Here is a 21,494-nt window from a genome sequence, read left to right as displayed (position 1 = left end):
GCGGATGATCACGTTTTATTGTGGCTAGTGGACTGCCCCCGGCACCGTCTATCCACCACTCCTTGCAATCGTAGGCCGCAAGATCAACCATGCCGACCAAGCGAGCCGGCCGTACTTCTTGTCCACGGTTTCGGAGTGCTCGCAAAAACAAACTGGCAGCTTGTGTTTTGGGGGATCGCGTGTCCGCAGATCAAGACATCACTCGGGTGAATCGCCTCAAGAAAATCCTCATCATGGGCTTGCCGGGAGCCGGCAAGACAACCTTGGCAACGGCCCTCAAGGCCCGGCTGAATGCTGTTCTGTTCAATGCGGACGAAATTCGTCAGAACATCAATCGCGATCTCGGGTTCTCGCTGGAGGATCGGATCGAGCATGCGCGACGCATGGGATGGCTTTGCGATCAGGTCACGACAACAGGTGCCTACGCGATTGCCGATTTCATCTGCCCCACGCCGGAGACGCGGGCCGCGTTCCTGGCAGGCGGCGACGCCTTTATCGTATGGGTGGATCGCATCGAAGCCGGACGTTTCAGCGATACGAACCAGATCTTTGTCCCGCCCGACCATTGCGACGTCCGCGTCACGCCGAGCGGAACGGCTGAGTACTGGGCCGAGCGGGTCGCCGAACGCGTCCGCCCTGTGTTCGATCCCAGGAAGCCGACAGCTCTTTTCATTGGGCGATTCCAGCCCTTCCACGGCGGTCATCTGGCGCTTGTCCGCGAGGGATTGCACCGCGTCGGCCAGGCGTGCGTCGCCGTCAGGAATACCGGTGGTCTGGATGACAGCAATCCATTCGACTTCGAACAGGTACGCGCACGCATCGAGCATGCTCTGCGGATGTATGAAGGGCGCTTCATCATCACGCCGTTGCCCAATATCACGCATGTCTTCTATGGCCGCGACGTGGGCTATGTCGTTGAGCGGATCGAACTTGACGCCAAAATAGAAAGTATATCGGCCACAAAGATTCGAGATCTTATGAAATCACGCCACGGTACTTAGGAAGCTCACCACCATACCCCCGATTCCGGGAATAAGTTCATCGACAATACTCCTTGCAATATTCCAAAATATACGAAGACTACATGTACTGCCTGAATATGCTTGCGTAGCATCACTTTGTAGCGCGTTGCGGCGTCACGCGTACATCTTTGTGAAAGCCCAACAGAATGAACGACCTGGAAAAGCGCTTTCCTGGGGTGCGATTCTACAACCCGACTCTGACAGAGGTGCAAGCGGATGTTTCGATCGGCGCCGGCACCCGCGTCGGTTCCTTCACTCTGATACACCAAGGGGTCGTCATCGGATCCGCCACGACAATCGGGTCGCACTGCAACATTTGCGCCAGCAGGATCGGTGACCGCGTTTCCATCCAAACGGGCTGTCACATCACGCGCGGCGTGGTGGTCGAGGATGAGGCTTTTCTGGGTCCGGGCGTCATCACCCTGAACGATACGCTGAAAGGTGATCATCCGATGGCCTACCCTCGCATCTGTCGCGGCGCCAAAGTGGGCGGCGGCACCGTCATTCTGCCCGGAGTGACGATCGGAGAGGGAGCCATCGTAGGCGCCGGCAGTGTCGTCAGATGCGACATTCCGGCGGGCAAGACGGTATTGGGTAGCCCCCTGCACATCGTCCGCAGCGGAGCACATCGTTCCGTGGCAAGGACATCAGAGTAGACCAACGCTTGGCCGGAGTAGTGCGCTTCATGCCCGACGCTCAGTCTCGCCGTCTTCGGATCCTACTGACCAACAACACATTGGCGTGGCGGGCAGGCTCGGAGATGTACGTCCGGGATATGGCTCTTGCGCTGATGAAGCGCGGACACTTCCCGGTTGCCTACAGTTCCATCCTGGGAGACGTCGCGCAGGAGCTGCAGCGGGCGACGGTGCCAGTCATCGATGATCTGACGGCGCTGCGAGAGCCGCCCGATATCATCCATGGGCAACATCATCTCGACACGATGACCGCCGTTCTCCACTTCCCGACGACGCCAGCGATCTTCGTCTGTCACGGCTGGATTCCATGGGAAGAGCTGCCGCCAGTGTTTCCAAGCATCATGCACTACGTGGGCGTCGATGATTTGTGCCGCGAACGGTTGGCGACGACGATGGGCCTGTCCGCTGTCGATCTGTCCGTCATTTACAACTTCGTCGATCTTGAGCGCTTTGCACTTCGGGCAACCTGGCGGGACAGCCCCCGGTCCGCATTGATCTTCGGCAACACCGCCGGAGACAACCCACGCACGCACGCCATCAAGTCGGCCTGCGCTCGGGCCGGAATCGAGCGGGTCGATATTGCCGGTTCGGGAGCCGGCAACTCGATACCCAATCCTGAACACATTCTCGGCGACTACGACGTCGTGTTCGCCAAGGCCCGCTGCGCTCTGGAAGCGATGGCCTCCGGTGCCGCCGTGATCGTGGCAGACCATGCCGGCCTCGGCGGCATGGTGACGATGGCCAATGTCGCGCAGATGCGGTCCCTCAATTTCGGGGTGCGCACCATGCAAGCAGCGCCTGTCACCGAAGAGACCGTGCTCGATGAGTTGAAGCGCTATGACGCACGCGATGCACGCCAAGTCAGCGCCTGGATTCGCGCCGAGGCGGACATGTCATCGGCGGTAACGCGCTGGCTGTCGCTCTACGAGACCGTCATGGCGCGCTGGCAGGCCGCGCACCATTGTGCGCTTTCCGCCAACTTTCAGGAGCAGTCCGTTGCGGCATCGCGGTATCTGCGGTCACTGGCGACGGTGCTCAAGGCGCGAAACGACGCTGAATATCGATCGTGGCAGGCGACTCTGGCGCAGACCCAGCTGGCCCAGCAGCTATCGGCTCGCGAGACCGAACTGGCGGCGCGGACGCATGAGGCTGCCGAATTGGCCCAACAGCTTGCTGTCCGCGATGCCGAACTGAATGCCCGAGCGCACGAGGCAGCAGCTGCTCAGGCAGATCTCTTGCAGCGCCTCAGCGCCAAGGAGCAAGAAGCCGTCACAGCAAAAGCCGATCTGAGTGCGCTCGATGCGCAGCTCAAGGCGATCCTTTCCTCCAGTACATGGCAAGTCGCCAACCGGTACGGGAAGATACGGGCATGGTTTCGCCGATCCTAGAAACCATGCCCAGCGACACGATTCGCGTCGCGATCATCGGCCTGGGCAAGATGGGCACGCTCCATCTGCATACTTGTCAGCGGCTTCCCGGACTATCAGTCAGCGCCGTCGTCGACAGCGATCCACAGAAAGAAGCCGTCGCCCAATCACGCGGCGTGCCTTTCTTCCGGACTTGCGATGACCTTCCCGGCCAGGTCGACGCCGCAATCGTTGCGACGCCGGCGAACGAACATGTCGCCTGCGCCACGTTCCTGGCGGCGGCGCGAATTCATTGTCTGGTCGAGAAGCCGCTGGCAATGAACGTCGCGGACAGCAAACGGCTGGTCGCCATCGCCGCCCAGCACCGGGTCGTATTGGCGGTTGGCCACAGCGAGCGCTTCAACGTCGGCGTCAGCCATGCCCGCAAGGCCCTGGCGACCAACGTCCGGCACATGGAGGTCTTTCGCATGGCACCATGGTCGGCCGCGAGCGCGGTCGGCGTGGACGTTGTCCAGGACCTGATGATCCACGATCTTGACTGGGTCGTTCACGGCCTCGGTGAGATTCCACGGAACGTCAAAATCCGCAACGCCCAGTGGCACAAAGGGAAACTGGCCTGCGTGAGCTGCACGTTGGACTTTGCGAGCGGAAGACGAGTGGGCCTGACAGCCAGTCACCTCGCCAGAGCCCGGTTGCGCGAAGCCCTGCTTTACCTCGACGACGGCGCCATCGACACCATCAATCTCGATGCCATGCCAACAGGGTCCGACGCACTGACATTGCAGATACGCGCGTTCCTTGCCGCCATCAACGGCAAGACATCCGGTATCGCCACCGGCCGGGAGATCCTTTCGGCAATGGCGCTGAGCGACAGCATCAGAGCCAACTGCGAGGGCACAAGATGCGCCGGCGCCGAAACGCTCGGGTAACCCCATGACGGCGCCGGTTATCCCGTTCGCCGACATTGTCGCGGATTGGTCCCCGATCAAGCAGGACGCATTGAGCCGTATCGCACGGATCTTCGATCACGGTCAGTTCATCATGGGCCCCGAGGTCGCCGAACTCGAGGATCGCCTGGCCACGGAGATCAACGTCGGCCACGCCATCTCATGCAGTTCGGGCACCACGGCCCTGCAGATCGCCCTCATGGCGCTCGACGTGCGCCCAGGCGACGAGGTGATCCTGCCGGCATTCACGTTCGCCGCGCCGTTGGAATGCGTTCTGTTGCTGGGCGCAACGCCTGTTCTGGCGGATATCGATCCGGATACCTGCCTCATCGACCTCGACGCGGTCGCAGCCCTGATCGGTCCCAAGACCCGTGCCATGATCGGCGTGTCGCTTTACGGACGACCAGTCGATTTCACACCGCTCCAACCTCTCGTCGCGCGCCGTGAAATCGCGATCATCGAAGACGCCGCGCAGAGTTTTGGCGCTTCGCTGCACGGCAAATCGAGCGGCGGACTCACCATGATCGGATGCACGAGCTTCTTTCCGACCAAGCCACTCGGTGCCGCCGGTGATGGCGGCGCGTTGTTCACCGATGATTCGGCGGTGGCGCAGCGCAGCCGTGAGATCCGCGACCACGGTCAGTGCGGCAAATACAACCATGTCCGCCTGGGGATCAACGGCCGCCTCGATTCCATCGCATGCGCTGCCCTGCTGGCGCGTCTGGATACTGCACGGCCAGCAATCGCGCAGCGCCGGGCCATTGCGCGACGCTACGACGTCCTCTTCCAAGGGGCTGCCCGACGCGGACAGCTGCTGCTTCAGCCCGTTCTGGAAGACGGCGAGTCAGCCTGCGCGCAATACGTAGTCCAGATCGAACGCCGAGAGGACGTCATCCAGGACATGCTGCAGGCCGGCATTCAGGTGGCAGTGCACTACCCCAAAGCCCTGCATCAACAACCCGCCTATCGCGACCGGGTGTCCTTCACGACGCTGGCCAATGCGGAGCTGGTGGCCCGACGCGCGCTCTGTCTGCCGATATACCCAACTCTGACAGAGGCGCAGCAGGAACGCGTTGCTTCGACGCTCGTTGCGATACTGGACCGGCTGGCCCGATGAGCGATGCACTCCCACGCCGTGCTCCGCCCTTTCCCGTCATTGTGGGCGTTCCGCGGTCCGGCACGACCTTGCTGCGCCTCATGCTGGATGCGCACCCCGAACTGGCAATTCCCCCGGAAACGGGGTTTCTCATGGAGCCGCAAATTGCGGGCGCCACCGCAGCGGACGTCATCGCGCGGCTGATGATGGACTATCCTGTTGGAGCATCCGCCTGGCGCGATTTCGGCATCGAACGCGACATCTTCCTCAGGTCGGTACAACGCCTTCACGCCGGAGCTCGCCTGCCCGATATCTTGCGGCTTTTCTACCGGCTGTACGCGGAGAAACACGCAAAGCCGCGCAGCGGCGACAAGACACCACTCTATGTGATGCACATGCGAACCGTCGCCGCTGTGCTGCCCGAAACGCGCTTCGTCCATATCGTGCGCGACGGCCGCGATGTCGCCCTGTCGTGGAGCAAAACCTGGTTTGCTCCCAGCCGGGATCTGCCCGAGTTGGTTGGTCGCTGGGCCGCCATGATCCGCCACGCACGCGCTGAAGCGGACGGGCTTCTTTACTTGGAAGTACGGTACGAAGACCTGATTCGAGAACCGGCAGCGACGTTGGCGCGGATCTGTCGCTTTATCGAACTCGATTACGCCGGGGAGATGCTGTCGTACTATCGACGGTCGGCCGACCGCCTGAGCGAACATGGGGACCGATTCGCAGCGGACGGCGCCCTCATCGTCAGCCATGCACAGCGGTTACAACAGCAATGGCGAACGGGTTTCCCGCCGCTACAGGAACGGATCGATGCCTGGAGGACCGATATGTCGCCAGAGCAGGCTGCACTTTGCGCCCAGCGAGCCGATGGACTCCTCGACCCGACGTCGTAGGATCAGCCTCAGCCTCGAAGCCTTTACCTAATCCAACCGCTTCCCCAGCCGACCGGCGAGATCCTGGATGTACTGCCAGGCGACGCGGCCGGAGCGGGCGCCGCGTGTGACCGACCATTCGACCGCTTCCTTGCGCAGGGTCTCGGGATCGATGTCCAGCCCATAGCGACGGACATAGCCCTCGATCATCGCGAAATAGGTCGGCTGATCGGCGTTGTGGAAGCCCAGCCACAGGCCGAAGCGGTCCGACAGCGAGACCTTCTCCTCCACCGCCTCGCTGGGATTGATGGCAGTCGACCGCTCGTTCTCGATCATGTCGCGCGGCATCAGGTGGCGGCGGTTGGACGTGGCATAGAACAGCACGTTGTCCGGCCGCCCCTCGACACCGCCCTCCAGCACCGCCTTCAGCGACTTGTAGGCCGCATCCTGGCCGTCGAAGCTGAGATCGTCGCAGAACAGGATGAAGCGCCGCGACGCCGGGCGCAGCACGCTCAGCAACGCCGGCAGCGACGGGATGTCCTCACGATGGATCTCGACCAGCGCCAACGGACCGGGCGTGCCGCCCAGCGTGGCATTCACGGCAGCATGCACAGCCTTGACCAGGGAGCTTTTGCCGCAGCCACGAGCCCCCCACAGGAGGGCGTTGTTGGCCGGCAACCCACGCGCGAAACGCAGCGTATTGTCCTGCAGGATATCCTTCTGCCGCTCGATGCCCTGCAGCAGACCGATATCGACGCGATTGACGTCGGGGATCGGCTCCAGCACGCCGCTCGCATGCCAGACGAACGCATCGGCGGCCATCACGTCGAGCGGCGGCTTGGCCGGCGGGGCCAGCCGTTCAAGTGCCTCGGCGATGCGCAGCAGCAGCGGTTCCAGCGGTTCGGTCATGTCGAGGCCTGTGCATGGGGGTCGGCGAAGGGCCGGCAACCTAACGATAAACCCTTGAAGCCGAAAGCGATTTCGCCGGTTCATTCGGCTCCCGGCTGGACCGTCTTGCGCGTTGCAAAGCGGTTACGCGTGGGTATAGTCCGGCGTCCTTTTCGCACCCCCGCCACCATAAGGCCGGGATCACCGCCCACAGACAGGAGCGCGGCATGTTTATTTCGGAGGCGCACGCCCAGGCAACCGGCGGCGGCGGTGGGGGGTTTGGCGGATTTGAGCAGATCCTGCCGCTGATCCTGATTTTCGTGGTGTTTTATTTCCTGCTGATTCGTCCCCAGCAGAAGAAGATGCGCGAGCACCGCGAGATGTTGGGCGGCGTCAAGCGCGGCGACCGGGTGGTCACCGGCGGCGGCATCATCGGGCTGGTCACCAAGGTGATCGGCGACAACGAGGTGCAGGTCGAGATCGCCGAGAACGTGCGCGTGCGCGTAGCCAAGAGCACGATCTCGAACATCCTGGCCCGGGGCGAGCCGGTGAAGGGCGCCAAGGACGACGATTCCACTGAAAAGCCGCTGCTCGAAAGCAAGTCCAGCGACGGCCCGGTCAGCTCGGGCGGTGGCGGCCTGCTCGGTAGCCTGTTCGGCTTCGGAAAGAAGAAGGAATGACAGCGACCGCACGGCGAGACCTCGCATGCTGACCCTCCCGCGCTGGCAGACCTGGACCATCACCGGGATCACGCTAGTTTCGTTGTTGCTGGCGCTGCCCAACCTGCTGCCGGCATCGGTCCTGAGCTTCCTGCCGCACTGGTACGCCACCAGCGTGATCAACCTGGGCCTCGACCTGCGTGGCGGCGCCCACCTGCTGTTCGACGTCGATGTGCGCAGCGTTGTACGCCAGCGCCTGACGGATCTGTCGGACAGTATCCGTGCCGAATTGCGCAAACAGCAGCTGGCGCTGCGCGAGATCAGCAGCGACGGCACCGCGATCACGGTCAGCCTGCGCGAGGGTACGGACCAGGCCAAGGCTATCGAGGCGATCCGCAACCTGGAAGCGGGTGTGCTTGATGTCACCAGCCCGTCGCCTGGAACCCTGCGCGTGGCTTACACGCAGCAGGAGCTGACGCTGCGGCGGCAACAGGTGCTTGATCAGTCGATCGAAGTGGTGCGCAAGCGCGTCGACGAGACCGGCACCAAGGAGCCGACGATCCAGCGCCAGGGCGACGAGCGCATCCTGGTACAGGTGCCGGGTGTCGAGAACCCGGACGATCTGATCAAGCTGATCAGTACAACGGCGAAGATGGAATTCCGCCTCGAGGGTGTCGGCGCCACGATCCTGCGCCCGACCAAGGAAGGCTGGGACCAGGTCTGGCCCGACCTCGCCAAGAGCGAGCGCTGGCAGAAGGAAAGCAACAAGACGCTGATCGCCGAGGAGATCTGCCGTCGCCAGGCCGCCGCCTGCATGCCGGTCAGCCGCCGGGTCGTGGTCAGCGGCGAGGAGCTGACCGACGCCCAGGCAACGTTTGACCAGCAGACCAACCGGCCGATCGTCAGCTTCCGGTTCACGACCACGGGCGGCCGCGCCTTCTGCCGCGCGACGACCGACAATATCGGCAAGCCGCTGGCCATCGTGCTCGACGAGCGCGTGATCAGCGCGCCGGTGATCCAGTCGGCGATCTGCGGCGGCAGCGGCATCATCACCGGCAATTTCACCACGCAGCAGACCAACGAACTGTCGCTGCAACTGCGGTCCGGCGCCCTGCCCGCGACCTTGACCGTGATCGAGCGGCGTACGGTGGGTGCCGATCTCGGTGCCGACGCCATCCGCGCCGGCACCATTGCCGCCGCCGTCGGCACGGCGCTGGTCGTGTTCTTCATGTTCCTGTCCTACGGGCCGATCTTCGGCGGTTTCGCCAACCTTGCCATGGCGGTGAACCTGATCATGGTGTTCGCCGGCATGTCGGTGCTGGGCGCCTCGCTCACCCTGCCCGGCATCGCCGGCCTGGTGCTGACGGTGGGCATGGCCGTCGACTCCAACGTGCTGATCTACGAACGCGTGCGCGAAGAGCAGAGTCTGGGCCGGCCGCCGATCTCGGCCCTCACCGCCGGCTACGAGCGCGCCATGTCGGCCATCATCGACGCCAACCTCACGACGCTGATCGCCGGCATCCTGATGTTCGGCTTCGGCTCGGGACCGATCAAAGGCTTCGCCACCACGCTGTCGCTGGGCCTGCTGACGTCGATGTTCAGCTCGACGATCTTCACCCGCATGGTACTGGGCCTGTGGCTGCGCTGGCGTCGTCCGCGCGAACTGGTGATTTGAGGCATCGATGTTCAAACCCGTTCGCCTGCTGCCGACCAAGACCAACTTCGACTTCCTCGGCAAGCGCAAGCTGGCGCTGGTGCTGTCGACGATCATCAACATCGCCTCGATCGTGCTGGTGTTCGTCGTCGGCCTCAATTTCGGCATCGACTTCCAGGGCGGCATCGCCATCGAAGCGAAAACCCTGAAGGGAGACGCCGACCTCGCCGAGACCCGCCGCGTCGCCGGCGAGTTGGGCCTGGGCGAGGTGTCCCTGCAGGAATTTGGCGCCAAGGACACGATCCTGATCCGCATCCAGCGCCAGAGAGGCGATGCCGCCTGCGTCGCCAATGCCAGCCGCCTGCTGAGCAAGGCGATGGGCGCGGGCTGGAGCGTGAAGCCGGTAGCCAACACGCAATCGGGCAACCTCGAACTCGCGGCACCGGCGCGGGTCAGCGATGACCAGGCCGCGAAAGTTGCTGCCGCGGTTGGCCTGTCCGAGAACCTGGTGCGTGCGGGAACCTCGCCGATCACTATCGCTCTGGAGCAGGACCAGCGCGACGAATGGTGCCAACAGGTGGCGATCCTGGTGGCCAGAGACGCGCTGACCGGCACCTACGAGTTCCGGCGCACCGAATCGGTCGGTCCCAAGGTTGGCGGCGAATTGCTCAGCACCGGCATCATTTCGGTCGGGCTGGTCCTGCTGGCGATCGCGATCTATGTCTGGGTGCGTTTCGAATGGCAATTCGGTGTGGCCGCCCTGGTCGCCCTGGTGCACGACGTGCTCACCACCGTTGGCCTCTTCGCCATCACCCAGCTGGAATTCAACCTAACGGCGCTGGCGGCCTTGCTGACGATCGCCGGCTACTCGATCAACGATACCGTCGTCGTGTTCGACCGGGTGCGCGAGAACCTGCGGCGCTACAAGAAGCTGTCGCTGATCGAATTGCTCAATGTCAGCACCAACGAGACGCTGGCCCGTACGCTGATGACGTCGGGCACCGTGTTCCTCGCGGTGATGGCCCTGGTGTTGTTCGCCGGCCCGGTGCTCTACAGCTTCTCGATCGCCATGCTGTGGGGCGTGATCGTCGGCACCTATTCGTCGATCTGGATCGCCAATGCCAGCCTGGTCTACATGAACTTCCGGCCCGATCGCGCGCGGGCCGACGATGACGAAAAGGAAAAGGGCGGCGCCACCGACGTTCAGGTGCGCCCCTAGCGCCCGGGAGCTTGGCGGGCCAGAGGCCCGCGTTCCCGGGTCCGGCTGACCCGTTAACTTCGGATGGAGGGACACCATGTCCCTGCCCAGCGACAAGACCCTGCCGACGCCCGACCCGCGCGATCGCCAGCTGATCCAGACCTACGGGCCAGGGCATTTCCGCATCAGCGACGTCGACCACCAGGGCGCGGTGCTGGTGCTGCCGCAGCGCACGACGGCATGGGCGGTCGCCGCGGCGACCGATATCGCGCCGGACAATCTCGCCGTGATCATCGAGGCCTCGCCGCCGGTCGAGGTGCTGGTGGTCGGCTGTGGCGTCAAGGCCGCCTTCATCCCGCCCGCCAGGCGTAACGCGCTCAAGGTCCACGGACTGGTGCTCGAGGTCATGGACACCGGCGCCGCCTGTCGCACCTACAACGTCCTGCTGGCCGAAGGCCGCCGTGTCGCCGCCGCGTTGGTGCCGGTATAAACTGCGACAGGCTACTCGCGCAGCGCACGGCATAGCGGTTCTGTGTTAAGGTACCAGTGGAACTCCATGATGGCCACGCCGTGGAGACATCAATGGCCATGACCAACACGCAGCATTCTGGGTCACTGGCAATACTGACCAGCGGCAAGCCACGCCGACGTGTCCGTCCGTCGATCCAACTCGACCATCACCGTGAGGCGATTCGCGCGATCGTCGCTCGACACCGGGGCACCAACCCCCGTGTATTCGGTTCAGTTCTGCACGGAACCGATACCGAAGAAAGCGATCTCGACCTCTTGGTTGACCCGCATCCTGGGCACCAGATGACGCTCTTCGACCTATCGGCAATGTTTTGTGAAATCGAGGATCTGCTCCAGATTCCGGTCGACGTACAGACGACAGGAGGAATGCCCGCTGAAATTCGAGAGCGGATCGAACGAGAGGCGCAGCCTGTATGAAGGGGACTACGCGCGCCCGACTATGCCTCTCATATGCTCCAGGCAATTGAGCGCATCGAAACTTACACCGCTGCGATGACTGAAGCGGAATTCCTTGCATCCCGGCTTGTGCAAGATGCCGTGATCCGCAACTTCGAGATTATCGGGGAAGCCGCGGGCAACCTTCAGAGGGTGGCGCCCGAGATTGCCGCAGCCCACCCGGAAATACCGGGGCACTTACCCAGAGGCCTGCGGAACTTCCTTGTTCATGTGTACTGGGTCCGTCGATGCATCCAAGGTCTGGAATACCGTGACTGTCGACCTGCCCAGTCTTAAGCGTCAGATAGCGGATCTGTACCAAGAACTCGCAAAGGAAGCCCCAAACGCCAACGGAGACGCCGGTCCGAAGAGAGGTGCGTAGCTATCCAACCGCAGGTCCCACATCATACGCCGACAACCGGAAACTACTCCGCGGCGCGGTCGAATTGCAGTTCGGCGAGGCGGGCGTAGAGGCCGCCGCGGGCGGCGAGTTCGCGATGCGTGCCGCTGTCGACGATGCGGCCCTGGTCCAGCACCACGATCCGGTCGGCCTTCAGCACCGTGGCCAGGCGATGCGCCACGATCAATGTCGTGCGGTTGCGGGTCAACCGATCCAGCGCCGTCTGCACGGCAAGCTCGCTTTCGGCGTCGAGCGCGCTGGTGGCTTCGTCAAGCAGCAGCACATCGGGATCACGCAGGATGGCGCGCGCGATGGCAATGCGCTGGCGCTGGCCGCCCGACAGCCGCACGCCGCGTTCACCGAGGAACGTATCGAGGCCCTGCGGCAAGGCCTCGAGGAACTCCAGGGCATAGGCCGTTTCCGCGGCGGCGCGCACCTCGGCATCGTTGGCCTCGGGCCGACCGTAGCGGATGTTGTCCAGTGCGCTTGCGGAAAACAGCACCGGTTCCTGCGGTACGATCGCCATGCGGGCGCGCAGGTCGGTGAGCCGTACCTGGCTGATGTCGACACCGTCGAGCCGCACCGTCCCGGTCTGCGGGTCGTAGAAACGCAACAACAGGCTGAAGACCGTGGTCTTGCCGGCGCCCGAGGGACCAACCAGCGCGACGCTTTCGCCCGGCGCCACCTGCAGGCCGAAATGCTCGAGCGCGGGCGCGTCGGGCCGCGCCGGATAGCAGAAGCCCACATCCTCGAAAGCAATGGCGCCGCCGCCCGATGACGCCAGCACCACGGGCGCGGCGGGATCGGCCACCGGCGACTGCGTCGCCAGCAGTTCCGCGATGCGCTCGGCGGCACCGGCGGCGCGCTGCAGATCGCCGATCACCTCGCTGATGGCGCCAGCTGAAGCGGCCGAGACCACGGCGTAGAACACGAAGGCCGAGAGATCGCCCGCCGTGATGCGCCCCGACAGCACGTCGTGGCCACCGATCCACAGCAACACGCCGACGGCGCCGAAGACCAGCAGGATGACGATGCCGGTCATGACGGCACGCTGGAAGATCCGGTCGCGTGCGGTACCAAAGGCTGCCTCGACCAGGCCCGTGAAACGCTGCGCTTCGCGCTCTTCGTGGCCGAACGACTGCACTGTGCGGATCGCATCGACCCGCTCGCCGGCATAAGCCGTGACGTCGGCGATGCGCTCCTGCGACAACCGCGACAGGCGGCGCACGCGGCGGCCCAGCACGATGATGGGCACCACCGCCAGCGGCACGACCGCCAGCGCCAGCAGCGTCAACCGCGGGCTGGTGATCACCAGCATGACCGCGCCGCCGAGGAACATCAGCGTGTTGCGGACCGCCACCGAGACCGACGAGCCCACCACCTGCTCGATCAGGGTCGTGTCCGTCGTCAGCCGGCTCATCACATCGCCGGTACGGGCGGTCTCGAACCAGGCCGGACTGAGCTTCAGCACATGGGCAAAGGCGTCGCGGCGCAGGTCGGCCACGACCCGCTCGCCCAGCCAGGACACGAAATAGAAGCGCCCCGCCGAGGCCAGCGCCAGCACGCCGACCGCGACCAGCAGCGAGGCCAGCGCGTAGTCCAGCACATCGGTGCGACCGGCGGCGAAGCCGCGATCGATCAATGCCCGCAGGCAGGCGCCGAACGCCAGGACTGTGCTCGCGGCGACAAACAGGGCCAGCAGAGCCCACGCCACGCGTCCGAGATAGGGCCGCAGGTAGGGCAGCAGCAGCCTCAGCGGCCGCAGGTTGCGCTGCTTGCCGGGTTCGGCCGTATCGACGCTCATGCTTCAGGCCGACCCTAATCCAGGCTGACGGCGATGCTGGTGGCCGCCGCGAGTTCGCCCGCCAGCAGTTCCAACAGGTCCCGCCCCTGCCTGGTGTCGCGCCAGGCGCCCGAAGCTGCATCCTGCGTGAAATGCCAGGCGCCTGATTGCGGTGATGACAGCCACACCTGCTGGGTGGGTGCGTGCTTGTTGATCACGTAGGTGCCGCCGCTCTCGAGGGTAACGTTCAAGACCCCGCCTTCGTAGTCGACCTCGGCGACATCGGCCAGCGCCTCCTCCAGCCGGTCGGCGACACGGTCGAGCAGGCGCGTGGCGGTCACGTCGAAACTGGCGGTCATGGGCGGAGTCACGGCAGGAGGGTGCAAATCCTTGAAAATCAAGGCCTTGCAGCGCCCTATAGCAGGCCAGGACGACGTCAACAAGCGGCGCCGGTCGAGGCAAATCGCAGCGGCTTTTGCGCCCACGACAAACCGCAAGCAATAGCTTGCCCCCCGGCACTGCCTCCTATATAAGGCGCCCCTCGCACGCGGAGAGCCGCCATGAAGCAAGGCATTCATCCTGACTATCACGACCTGACGGTCGTCATGACCGACGGTTCGTCGTTCAAGACCCGCTCCACCTATGGACAGGCGGGCGCGACCTTGCGGCTCGACATCGATCAAAAGACCCATCCGGCTTGGACCGGCGTCAACAAGATCGTGGATCGCGGCGGCCGCATGTCGCGGTTCAAGGAAAAATTCGGCAACATCGGGCTGGCGGCCAAGAAGTAACGGTCGCCGAATCTCAGCCATCGACGCCCGGCTGTTGCGCCGGGCGTTTCGCTTTTTGGGGACTCGCCATCCCCAAGCGACCCCCGGCGACCGGTTTCGCAAAGGGGGATCCTATGTGTGCGTTCGATATCCGTATTCTGGGTGCCGGGGACGAGCCGCGTCTGGAGGCGTTCTTCGCCCGCTGCCCTGACCTGACCCTGTTCCAACGCTCGAACCTTCGCCACGCCGGCGCGGTCGACGATGGGCGCCGCTACGGCGGCACCTACGCCGCGGCCCTGGTCAACGACGAGGTCGTGGGTGTCGTCGCCCACTACTGGAACGGCAACGTGATGCCGCTGGCTCCCGCCGGCGGCGATGCCGCGCGGGCGCTGCTCGACGCGGCGATCGCGGCATCCGGTCGCGATGTCGTAGGCGTTGTGGGCAGCTGGGACCAGGTTGCCGCGATCCTGATGCATCGCACCCTCAAGGGCCGCGTTGCCAAGCGCTGCGCGCGCGAGATCCTCTTCGCCTTACCGCTCACGGAACTGGTCGTGCCGCGGGCACTGACGACCGACAACATCACTGTGCGCGCTACGGACGATGACGATCTGCCGCTGCTGGCGGCGTGGCGCCTGGAATACCTTGTCGAAATGTTCGACCTGCCGCGCGACGGCGCGACCTGGGACGCAGCGAGCCAAGACGTGGCGTCCCTGCACGCCGAAGGCCGCGCCTGGGTGGTCGAGGCGCAGGGCCGGCCGGTAGCGTTCACTGGCTTCAACGCGGCATTGCCCGACGTGGTGCAGGTCGGCGGCGTCTATACACCACCTTTCGGGCGCGCCCGCGGCTTTGCCCGGATGGCGGTTGCCGGCAGCCTGCTGCGGGCGCGCCAGGCCGGCGCTGGCCGCGCCGTGCTGTTCACCGATGTCGCCAACAATGCCGCCCAGCGCGCCTATCGCGCCCTGGGGTTCGAGCCCATCGGCGACTGGGGCCTGGTGCGCTTCTGAGCTGTCGATGTTGGGTGCCCTCGGGCACCCAACATTTACATCAGGCCATGCGCACCGTCGCGGGTGCTGGCATCACCGAGTTGCGAGCCCCCATCGCAGTCCAGGATCGTACCGGTCACATACTTTGCCGCCGCGCTGCACAGGAACGCCGTTGCGTCGCCGATCTCGTCCTTGGTGCCGTAACGGCGTAGCGGGATGCGGTCCGTGAGCGCCTTCACCGACTCCGGCGTCGGTGTCAGGCGGGCCATGCCTTCGGTATCGGCGATGGGCCCGGGCGAGATGCCGTTGACCCGCACGCCGGTCGGCCCCCACTCCATGGCCAGCACGCGCACGAGATGATTGATGCCGGCCTTGGCGGCGCAGACATGGGCCTGCAGCATGCGGGCGTTCACCGCTTGTCCCGCCGTGATCGCGATCAGCGATGCGCCAGGACGGTTGAGGTGAGCGTAGGATGCCCGGAAAACGTTGAACGTGCCGTTGAGATCGATGTCGACAACGGTGCGGAAGCCGTTGGCCGACATGCCCAGTGCCGGCGCCACGAAATTGCCGGCCGCTCCCGAGATCACGATGTCGAGCTTGCCGAAGGTGGCCACCGCCTTGTCCAGCGCTTCCTCGACCGAAGCATAAACGCGCACGTCGCACGACAAACCAACGGCGACGTCAGTGCCGCCGATCTCGGCCGCGGCATTGGTCGCCTTCTGCGGATCGCGGCCGGCAACCGAAACCTTGGCACCCAGGCCGGCCAGGCGCTTGGCAATGCCAAGATTGATGCCCGACGTGCCGCCGGCAATGAACGCCGTCTTGCCGGCGAACAGATTCTCCCGAAACGGATCCATGGGTACTTGTCTCCTCGACGGTCGTCAGCCTGTAGTTCAGGCCGGAGACTTAAGCGTGCCCCGTCCGCGTCGTCGACTCCGATGTCGATCTTGACCGCAGGTCGGAATACCGGACGTCACAGACGGATCAACGGCTCGGGCGCGCTTCCAGTCCGCGCGGCGCGCAGCAGCGCCGTGTCCATGTACACGCGTTCCTCGATGATCTTGCCGTCCTTCAGCCGCAACTTGTCGACACCGCGCCAGTCGAATCGCCGGCCCGATACGATGCGCGTCGATTGCCATTCGATGATCACGACATCGCCGCGTGACGTCCAGTCGAGCAGCTGCCAGACGAGATCCGGCGCCGCTTCCTTCTGGACGTCGTTGAGACGTCCCAGTTCGCTGCCGGCGATCGGCCGGTCGACCAGCGGATAATGCAAGACCCCGTCGGGATGCCACAAGGCGAGAAACGCCTCGCCATCGCGCGCTGCCCAGGCAGCAGCAAACCGGGTCACAAAATCCTGGATCTCGATATCAGTCATCGGACGCTCCCTTCGATGTGAAGGGAGGCTACCGGTCATGGCCGCCGCAGTCTGGCGGCTTCCGGACGGAACATGCGCACGCTACGCCGCCAGCGCCCGCGAAAGCGGTTTGTCGCGGAACGCAGCACCCTCATGCGTCAGCAGCCAGCGCTTGCGGTCGAGGCCGCCGCCATACCCGGTCAGCGAGCCATCGAAACCGATCACCCGATGACACGGCACGACCACGCTGATGGGGTTGGCGCCGTTGGCAAGACCGACAGCGCGCATGGCACGCGGCATGTCGAGCTTCACCGCAAGCGCACCGTAACTCAGCGTCTTGCCAGCAGGGATGCTGCACAACGCCTTCCAGACCTTGCGCTGGAACGGCGTGCCGGCAGTGCGCCATGCGATGGTTCTCAGCTGCGCGAGATCGCCCGCGAAATAGTCGTCGATCGCACGGCGCATGTCCGCCGGTGCGCGACCCGGCACGAGCTTGATAGCGCCGTATTGGCGACGCAGCAGGCGCTCCAGGCGCGCCTCGAAGTCGCTCCAGTCCAGCATGCGCAGGTGCCCGTCGGCATCGGTGACCAGCAACGCCTCGCCGATCGGCGTCTTCAGGCGGTCGACTCGGAAATGGTCAGGCGGCACGGCGGTCATCGGCAATCTCCCGATCAAGGGGTGTACTGGAGGCATCGGCCGCCCACAGATGCAGGGCGGCATAGGCGCGCCAGGGCCGCCACGCCTCGGCGCGGGCGAGCAGCTGCGCCGGCGATGGCCGCGTTCCGGCCGCATCGGCCATGGCGCGCAACAGGCCGATGTCGGACGCCGGAAAAGCGTCGGGCTCGCGCAACTCGCGCATGGCGATGTACTGCGCCGTCCACTCGCCAATGCCGCTCAGGGATTGCAGCTGTGTGATCGCTTCATCGAGGCTACGGCGCGGGCCGAAGAGCATCGGGTCGGCAGTCACCGCGGCGGCCATCGATCGCAGTGCAGCCGCCCGCGCGCCCGGCATGCCCAGCGCGGCGACGTCGGCAGAGGCCAGACGTTGCGATGTGGGAAACACATGCGTCAATCCGGGCATGGCGCCGTCCGATGGCGGCAACACCTCGCCATGAGCCCGCACCAGCTTGCCGGCAAGCCCCGTTGCAGCCGCCACCGTGATCTGCTGGCCCAGGATGGCGCGCACCGCCAACTCGAAGCCATCCCAGGCGCCGGGCACCCGCAAACCCGGTCGGGCCGCGACCAGCGGCGCCAGGGCAGGATCGTGCGCGAGGTGCGCACCGATGGTGACGGGGTCAGCCGCCAGGTCGAACACGCGGCGCACGCGCGCGATGATCGTGGGCAATGCCCGCAGGTGCGGAAATCGCACCGTGACCTTGACGCGTGGCCCGGCGGCAGGTTCGACCATCAACGTGCCTTTGCCGCCGCCGATCGCGATCGTGCGCGCATAGCGCTCACCCGCCACGACCTCGACACCGGGGATCGCGCGCGCCGCCAGGAACGAGAGCATAGCGGGCCAATCGTAGGGCGGCCGGTAGGCCAACGTGAGGGAAACAGCACCGGCACTGTCGCCCGCGGACTGCGCCGCCCGGGCGCGCCGCAGGGCGATGGGCGGCCGGGCGAAGAGTTGCTGGAAGGTTTCGTTGAAGCGCCGGACGCTGCCGAAGCCCGCCGCCAGGGCGACCTGCGCCATCGACAGCTGGGTGTCGTGGATCAGCTGCTTGGCCAGCAGCACGCGTCGCGTCTGCGCCACGGCAATCGGCGAGGCACCGAGGTGCTGGCGGAACAGCCGCCGCAACTGGCGTTCACCCACGCCCAGGCGATCGGCCAGCGCGTCGACGTCAGCGGCATCCAGCGCCCCGCTTTCGATCAGCGCCAACGCCCGCGATACGGTGTTGGACGTGCCGCGCCAGGCAGCAAGATCGGGCGATGTCTCGGGCCGGCAGCGCAGGCAGGGCCGGAAGCCGGCGTCCTGGGCACCCGCGGCCGTGGCGAAAAAGACGACATTCTCGCGCTTGGGCGTGCGTGCCGGACAGATCGGCCGGCAGTAGATCCCGGTGGTTTTGACGGCGATGAACAGTCGTCCGTCAAAGCGGGCGTCGCGCGTCTGGATGGCGCGGTAGCAGGCATCATGGTCGAGGTCCATGGCCGCATCATCGCCCGCTTCCGCGCCGTCGTCTCGCGGTTTTCGGACATTATTCCCTCCTCTGTCCGGGGAATGAGGTCAGCGCCGTGGTGTTGATGGAGCGGACCGCACGGCCGCCCGGAGCGACGTTCGTGTCCTTGGTACCTGGGCGAGGAGAGGCGCGTGGCAACGTTCGCGGAACTCAAGGACCTGCGGGAATTCGTGCAGTCTCTGCTGATCAGCAAGGAAACCCAAAAGATCCATTTCCGGCACGACAACCAGGAGTTTCACGGCTTCGCATTTGCCGCCATCGCCCAGGCGCTCAGTCCGAACTCGGGCCGTATGGGACATATCAGGGTGGGAGCCGCCAGGATGCCGCCCAATGTCGGTGCGTACTACGATCCCGACATCAACACGCTGGTCTTTCCTGAACCGATCGCCACATTTGGCCGCAATAGTGGGGATCGCGCCACGATCATCCACGAGTGCGTCCACGCCCTCTACGATGCCCGCGGCTTCAAACCACCGCGCTCCGGACGGATCAGGCCTGCCATCGGGTCGCTGGGCATCCGCAACGAGGCGTCCGCCTATATCGCCGACGCGCTCTACGACATCCACTCACAGACGCCAGCCGACAACATGACTCCGAAGCGGCCGTACTGGGCGATGAACCTGAACGATCCCGACGGTTCGTCGTGGACCGTCGCCGAGAAGATCTGGAAGACGCCGGGTGCCACCGTCTCCGCTGCGGATGCCGCACCTCTCTACACCGCCATTCAGAACTCACCGACCTATGCCGACCTCAAGGCCAATCCCGGCACGGTCTATTTCGATGACGGTATCGGGCGACGCTGATTGCGCCCCATGGGCAGACTGCGAGCTAGGTGCGCGGCGCACGTGCTCCGGCGTGGACCAGGTCGGAGTCGGGGAAAGCCGGCGTACCGTAGGCGCGAAACAGGTCGAGGGCCTCGGCCATCTGCGCATCGTTCAACAAGGCCGGCGTACCGATGGCACAGGCGCGCAGGTACATGCCGGCCAACGCTTCGACCTCGACTGCCAGCGCCAACGCTTTCTCGAGCGTGGCGCCGATGGCAATCAGACCATGATTGGCCAGCAGACAGGCGCGTCGCCCGTCCAGCGCGGCGAGCGCCAGGTCGCTCAACGCTTGGGTGCCGAAGGTGGCATAAGGCGCACAGCGGATTGAATCACCGCCGGCCACCGCCACCATGTAGTGGAAGGCTGGGATATCCCGGCGCAGCACGGCCAAGGTCGTGACCAATGGACCATGCGTATGGATCACGGCACCGGCATCCGGTCGCGCCGCCAGGATATCGCGATGGAAACGCCACTCGGACGAAGGCCGCCGTGCGCCATACCATCGCCCGCTCAAGGTCATCGTGGGGATCTGGGCCGGTGTCATCGCGTCATAGACGACGCCGCTGGGCGTGATCAGGAACCGGTCGCCCGCCAGTCGGACACTGGCGTTGCCCGACGTGCCCTGGTTGATCCCCAGCGCATTCATCCGCCGGCAGGTATCGATCAAGGCACGACGCAATCCGGCTTCCGCCGTTTTTCCCGCCGGCGGTCGTGTCATGCCCGGCGAACCTCCCGCTGCTCCGGATAGAGCGACAACAGCCCGGCTTCGCTGGCTGGACAGATGCCGCGTTCGGTGATCAGGGCGGTGACCAGCCGTGCCGGCGTCACGTCGAAGGCATAGTTCGCAACGTTGCTGCCATCGGGCACCAGCAACACCTCTTCAAGTGTGCCGGATGCGGTGCGGCCCGCAATATGCGAGACCTCGCGACCGTCGCGGCGCTCGATCGGGATCTCCCGCACACCGTCGCTCAGAGTCCAATCGATCGTGGGATAGGGCAAGGCGACATAGAACGGTACGTTGTTGTCGTGCGCCGCCAGCGCCTTCAGATAGGTGCCGATCTTGTTGCACACATCGCCGCCTCGGGTCGTACGGTCGGTGCCGACGATGCAGAAATCGACCATGCCGTGCTGCATCAGGTGTCCGCCGACATTGTCGGCGATCACGGTGTGCGGCACGCCGTGCCGCCCCAGCTCGAAGGCCGTCAGGCTGGCGCCCTGATTGCGCGGCCGCGTCTCGTCGACCCAGACGTGGATGGGAATGCCTTCGTCGTGGGCGCGATAAATCGGCGCCAGAGCCGTGCCCCAATCGACCGTGGCGAGCCATCCGGCATTGCAATGAGTCAGCGCCTGGATCCGCTCGCCGCTTTGCTTACGCGCCGCGATGTCGCGAATCAACCGCAGCCCGTTGTCGCCGATCGCCCGACAGATCGCGACATCCTCATCGCAGATCGCCGCGGCCCGGGCGTACGCGGCATCGCGACGCGCGCCGGGCGGCAATGGCCGCAGCCGGCCGCGTACATCGTCCAGCGCCCAGCGCAGATTGACCGCCGTTGGCCGCGTCTGCAGCAGGGTCGCGTGGGCGTGATCGAGCATGCCGTCGCCGGGGTCCTCCGCCATCGCCAGGGCCACGCCATAGGCGCCGGCCGCGCCGATCAGCGGCGCGCCGCGCACCACCATGGTACGGATCGCATCGGCGACCTGCGGCATCGACGTCAGGCGGCGAACAACGAAGGCGTGCGGCAGTTGCGTCTGGTCGATGACATCGACCGAGCGGCCATCATCGGCGAGCCAGATCGTGCGGTACGGTTTGCCGTCGATTTTCATGGGGCGCAC

Annotated in this window: 24 protein-coding genes; 15 read left to right on the top strand and 9 right to left on the bottom strand. The window is 65.1% G+C overall.

Features of this window, described 5'->3' with window-relative positions; all coding sequences use genetic code 11:
* Positions 1–179: 179 nt before the first annotated feature.
* The 6 genes from FQU96_RS35595 to FQU96_RS35570 all read left to right on the top strand — a co-directional run bounded on the left by FQU96_RS35595 (position 180) and on the right by FQU96_RS35570 (position 6,023).
* Complete coding sequence (locus tag FQU96_RS35595; protein WP_255468756.1) at positions 180–1,001, top strand: adenylyl-sulfate kinase; 822 nt, start codon at positions 180–182, stop codon at positions 999–1,001.
* Between the two features lie 167 nt (positions 1,002–1,168).
* The gene (locus FQU96_RS43075; RefSeq protein WP_146546162.1) at positions 1,169–1,678 is read left to right on the top strand and encodes an acyltransferase; all 510 of its coding nucleotides are present in this window, start codon (positions 1,169–1,171) and stop codon (positions 1,676–1,678) included.
* A 29-nt stretch (positions 1,679–1,707) separates the two neighbouring features.
* Positions 1,708–3,105, top strand: a complete 1,398-nt coding sequence (locus FQU96_RS35585; RefSeq protein WP_146546161.1) for a glycosyltransferase — start codon at positions 1,708–1,710, stop codon at positions 3,103–3,105.
* Entirely contained in the window at positions 3,087–4,013 is a 927-nt protein-coding gene (locus FQU96_RS35580) for a Gfo/Idh/MocA family protein (protein WP_178130959.1), read from the top strand. The genes FQU96_RS35585 and FQU96_RS35580 overlap by 19 nt, the downstream gene beginning before the upstream one ends.
* 4 nt (positions 4,014–4,017) lie before the next feature.
* Positions 4,018–5,148 (top strand): DegT/DnrJ/EryC1/StrS aminotransferase family protein, encoded by a 1,131-nt coding sequence (locus FQU96_RS35575; protein WP_146546159.1) that lies wholly within the window; start codon positions 4,018–4,020, stop codon positions 5,146–5,148.
* Positions 5,145–6,023: a sulfotransferase gene (locus FQU96_RS35570; protein ID WP_146546158.1), complete on the top strand. Its 879-nt coding sequence runs from the start codon at positions 5,145–5,147 to the stop codon at positions 6,021–6,023. The genes FQU96_RS35575 and FQU96_RS35570 overlap by 4 nt, the downstream gene beginning before the upstream one ends.
* Before the next feature lie 27 nt (positions 6,024–6,050).
* On the opposite strand, the gene FQU96_RS35565 is transcribed toward FQU96_RS35570, so the two are convergent.
* Positions 6,051–6,911 carry an ATP-binding protein gene (locus tag FQU96_RS35565; RefSeq protein WP_146546157.1) on the bottom strand — a complete coding sequence of 287 codons (861 nt, stop codon included), beginning with the start codon at positions 6,909–6,911 and terminating at the stop codon, positions 6,051–6,053.
* Positions 6,912–7,117: 206 nt separating this feature from the next.
* Here FQU96_RS35565 and yajC point away from each other — a divergent pair, with 206 nt between their 5' ends.
* From yajC to FQU96_RS43225, 6 genes are all read left to right on the top strand, one after another.
* Positions 7,118–7,570, top strand: a complete 453-nt coding sequence (gene yajC, locus FQU96_RS35560) for a preprotein translocase subunit YajC (protein WP_146546156.1) — start codon at positions 7,118–7,120, stop codon at positions 7,568–7,570.
* A gap of 25 nt (positions 7,571–7,595) precedes the next feature.
* Complete coding sequence (gene secD, locus FQU96_RS35555; RefSeq protein ID WP_146546155.1) at positions 7,596–9,224, top strand: protein translocase subunit SecD; 1,629 nt, start codon at positions 7,596–7,598, stop codon at positions 9,222–9,224.
* Between the two features lie 7 nt (positions 9,225–9,231).
* Positions 9,232–10,422: a protein translocase subunit SecF gene (gene secF, locus FQU96_RS35550; protein ID WP_146546154.1), complete on the top strand. Its 1,191-nt coding sequence runs from the start codon at positions 9,232–9,234 to the stop codon at positions 10,420–10,422.
* A 76-nt stretch (positions 10,423–10,498) separates the two neighbouring features.
* Positions 10,499–10,891: an Mth938-like domain-containing protein gene (locus FQU96_RS35545; protein ID WP_146546153.1), complete on the top strand. Its 393-nt coding sequence runs from the start codon at positions 10,499–10,501 to the stop codon at positions 10,889–10,891.
* Positions 10,892–10,989: 98 nt separating this feature from the next.
* The gene (locus tag FQU96_RS35540; protein ID WP_146546172.1) at positions 10,990–11,349 is read left to right on the top strand and encodes a nucleotidyltransferase family protein; all 360 of its coding nucleotides are present in this window, start codon (positions 10,990–10,992) and stop codon (positions 11,347–11,349) included.
* A 33-nt stretch (positions 11,350–11,382) separates the two neighbouring features.
* Complete coding sequence (locus FQU96_RS43225) at positions 11,383–11,664, top strand: DUF86 domain-containing protein (RefSeq protein WP_146546152.1); 282 nt, start codon at positions 11,383–11,385, stop codon at positions 11,662–11,664.
* Between the two features lie 128 nt (positions 11,665–11,792).
* Here the strand turns inward: FQU96_RS43225 and FQU96_RS35530 are convergent, their stop codons facing one another.
* Both FQU96_RS35530 and cyaY read right to left on the bottom strand, forming a co-directional pair.
* Positions 11,793–13,571 (bottom strand): ABC transporter transmembrane domain-containing protein, encoded by a 1,779-nt coding sequence (locus FQU96_RS35530; protein WP_146546151.1) that lies wholly within the window; start codon positions 13,569–13,571, stop codon positions 11,793–11,795.
* A gap of 14 nt (positions 13,572–13,585) precedes the next feature.
* Complete coding sequence (gene cyaY / locus FQU96_RS42360) at positions 13,586–13,909, bottom strand: iron donor protein CyaY (protein WP_178130957.1); 324 nt, start codon at positions 13,907–13,909, stop codon at positions 13,586–13,588.
* Between the two features lie 201 nt (positions 13,910–14,110).
* Between cyaY and rpmE the strand changes: the two genes are divergently transcribed.
* Entirely contained in the window at positions 14,111–14,341 is a 231-nt protein-coding gene (rpmE, locus tag FQU96_RS35520; RefSeq protein ID WP_146546149.1) for a 50S ribosomal protein L31, read from the top strand.
* Between the two features lie 113 nt (positions 14,342–14,454).
* Positions 14,455–15,324: a GNAT family N-acetyltransferase gene (locus tag FQU96_RS35515; RefSeq protein WP_146546148.1), complete on the top strand. Its 870-nt coding sequence runs from the start codon at positions 14,455–14,457 to the stop codon at positions 15,322–15,324.
* Positions 15,325–15,359: 35 nt separating this feature from the next.
* Here the strand turns inward: FQU96_RS35515 and FQU96_RS35510 are convergent, their stop codons facing one another.
* From FQU96_RS35510 to FQU96_RS43220, 4 genes are all read right to left on the bottom strand, one after another.
* Positions 15,360–16,160, bottom strand: coding sequence for an SDR family oxidoreductase (locus FQU96_RS35510; protein ID WP_146546147.1), 801 nt, complete (start codon positions 16,158–16,160; stop codon positions 15,360–15,362).
* 116 nt (positions 16,161–16,276) lie between these two features.
* Positions 16,277–16,681 carry a nuclear transport factor 2 family protein gene (locus FQU96_RS35505; RefSeq protein WP_178130956.1) on the bottom strand — a complete coding sequence of 135 codons (405 nt, stop codon included), beginning with the start codon at positions 16,679–16,681 and terminating at the stop codon, positions 16,277–16,279.
* A gap of 81 nt (positions 16,682–16,762) precedes the next feature.
* Positions 16,763–17,317 (bottom strand): methylated-DNA--[protein]-cysteine S-methyltransferase, encoded by a 555-nt coding sequence (locus FQU96_RS35500; RefSeq protein ID WP_146546145.1) that lies wholly within the window; start codon positions 17,315–17,317, stop codon positions 16,763–16,765.
* Positions 17,298–18,806, bottom strand: coding sequence for an AlkA N-terminal domain-containing protein (locus FQU96_RS43220; RefSeq protein ID WP_146546144.1), 1,509 nt, complete (start codon positions 18,804–18,806; stop codon positions 17,298–17,300). The genes FQU96_RS35500 and FQU96_RS43220 overlap by 20 nt, the downstream gene beginning before the upstream one ends.
* A 162-nt stretch (positions 18,807–18,968) precedes the next feature.
* Here FQU96_RS43220 and FQU96_RS35490 point away from each other — a divergent pair, with 162 nt between their 5' ends.
* Positions 18,969–19,640 carry a hypothetical protein gene (locus FQU96_RS35490; protein ID WP_146546143.1) on the top strand — a complete coding sequence of 224 codons (672 nt, stop codon included), beginning with the start codon at positions 18,969–18,971 and terminating at the stop codon, positions 19,638–19,640.
* Between the two features lie 25 nt (positions 19,641–19,665).
* Here the strand turns inward: FQU96_RS35490 and FQU96_RS35485 are convergent, their stop codons facing one another.
* Both FQU96_RS35485 and mtnA read right to left on the bottom strand, forming a co-directional pair.
* Positions 19,666–20,379 (bottom strand): class II aldolase/adducin family protein, encoded by a 714-nt coding sequence (locus FQU96_RS35485; RefSeq protein WP_146546142.1) that lies wholly within the window; start codon positions 20,377–20,379, stop codon positions 19,666–19,668.
* Complete coding sequence (gene mtnA / locus FQU96_RS35480; protein WP_146546141.1) at positions 20,376–21,485, bottom strand: S-methyl-5-thioribose-1-phosphate isomerase; 1,110 nt, start codon at positions 21,483–21,485, stop codon at positions 20,376–20,378. The genes FQU96_RS35485 and mtnA overlap by 4 nt, the downstream gene beginning before the upstream one ends.
* Positions 21,486–21,494 lie beyond the last annotated feature (9 nt).

It is taken from the genome of Reyranella sp. CPCC 100927, from assembly GCF_007859315.1.
Taxonomy (GTDB): domain Bacteria; phylum Pseudomonadota; class Alphaproteobacteria; order Reyranellales; family Reyranellaceae; genus Vineibacter.
The sequence above is the reverse complement of the archived record's forward strand: the minus strand, read 5'-3'. Positions and strand labels throughout refer to the sequence as shown.

What these genes read in the sequence shown, in the direction of transcription:
- FQU96_RS43075 (WP_146546162.1), top strand. Translation starts at nt 1,169, where the DNA reads ATGAACGACCTGGAAAAGCGCTTTCCTGGGGTGCGATTCTACAACCCG.
- FQU96_RS35585 (WP_146546161.1), top strand. Translation starts at nt 1,708, where the DNA reads ATGCCCGACGCTCAGTCTCGCCGTCTTCGGATCCTACTGACCAACAAC.
- FQU96_RS35580 (WP_178130959.1), top strand. Translation starts at nt 3,087, where the DNA reads ATGGTTTCGCCGATCCTAGAAACCATGCCCAGCGACACGATTCGCGTC.
- FQU96_RS35575 (WP_146546159.1), top strand. Translation starts at nt 4,018, where the DNA reads ATGACGGCGCCGGTTATCCCGTTCGCCGACATTGTCGCGGATTGGTCC.
- FQU96_RS35570 (WP_146546158.1), top strand. Translation starts at nt 5,145, where the DNA reads ATGAGCGATGCACTCCCACGCCGTGCTCCGCCCTTTCCCGTCATTGTG.
- FQU96_RS35565 (WP_146546157.1), bottom strand. Translation starts at nt 6,911, where the DNA reads ATGACCGAACCGCTGGAACCGCTGCTGCTGCGCATCGCCGAGGCACTT.
- yajC (WP_146546156.1), top strand. Translation starts at nt 7,118, where the DNA reads ATGTTTATTTCGGAGGCGCACGCCCAGGCAACCGGCGGCGGCGGTGGG.
- secD (WP_146546155.1), top strand. Translation starts at nt 7,596, where the DNA reads ATGCTGACCCTCCCGCGCTGGCAGACCTGGACCATCACCGGGATCACG.
- secF (WP_146546154.1), top strand. Translation starts at nt 9,232, where the DNA reads ATGTTCAAACCCGTTCGCCTGCTGCCGACCAAGACCAACTTCGACTTC.
- FQU96_RS35545 (WP_146546153.1), top strand. Translation starts at nt 10,499, where the DNA reads ATGTCCCTGCCCAGCGACAAGACCCTGCCGACGCCCGACCCGCGCGAT.
- FQU96_RS35540 (WP_146546172.1), top strand. Translation starts at nt 10,990, where the DNA reads ATGACCAACACGCAGCATTCTGGGTCACTGGCAATACTGACCAGCGGC.
- FQU96_RS43225 (WP_146546152.1), top strand. Translation starts at nt 11,383, where the DNA reads ATGCTCCAGGCAATTGAGCGCATCGAAACTTACACCGCTGCGATGACT.
- FQU96_RS35530 (WP_146546151.1), bottom strand. Translation starts at nt 13,571, where the DNA reads ATGAGCGTCGATACGGCCGAACCCGGCAAGCAGCGCAACCTGCGGCCG.
- cyaY (WP_178130957.1), bottom strand. Translation starts at nt 13,909, where the DNA reads ATGACCGCCAGTTTCGACGTGACCGCCACGCGCCTGCTCGACCGTGTC.
- rpmE (WP_146546149.1), top strand. Translation starts at nt 14,111, where the DNA reads ATGAAGCAAGGCATTCATCCTGACTATCACGACCTGACGGTCGTCATG.
- FQU96_RS35515 (WP_146546148.1), top strand. Translation starts at nt 14,455, where the DNA reads ATGTGTGCGTTCGATATCCGTATTCTGGGTGCCGGGGACGAGCCGCGT.
- FQU96_RS35510 (WP_146546147.1), bottom strand. Translation starts at nt 16,160, where the DNA reads ATGGATCCGTTTCGGGAGAATCTGTTCGCCGGCAAGACGGCGTTCATT.
- FQU96_RS35505 (WP_178130956.1), bottom strand. Translation starts at nt 16,681, where the DNA reads ATGACTGATATCGAGATCCAGGATTTTGTGACCCGGTTTGCTGCTGCC.
- FQU96_RS35500 (WP_146546145.1), bottom strand. Translation starts at nt 17,317, where the DNA reads ATGACCGCCGTGCCGCCTGACCATTTCCGAGTCGACCGCCTGAAGACG.
- FQU96_RS43220 (WP_146546144.1), bottom strand. Translation starts at nt 18,806, where the DNA reads ATGGACCTCGACCATGATGCCTGCTACCGCGCCATCCAGACGCGCGAC.
- FQU96_RS35485 (WP_146546142.1), bottom strand. Translation starts at nt 20,379, where the DNA reads ATGACACGACCGCCGGCGGGAAAAACGGCGGAAGCCGGATTGCGTCGT.
- mtnA (WP_146546141.1), bottom strand. Translation starts at nt 21,485, where the DNA reads ATGAAAATCGACGGCAAACCGTACCGCACGATCTGGCTCGCCGATGAT.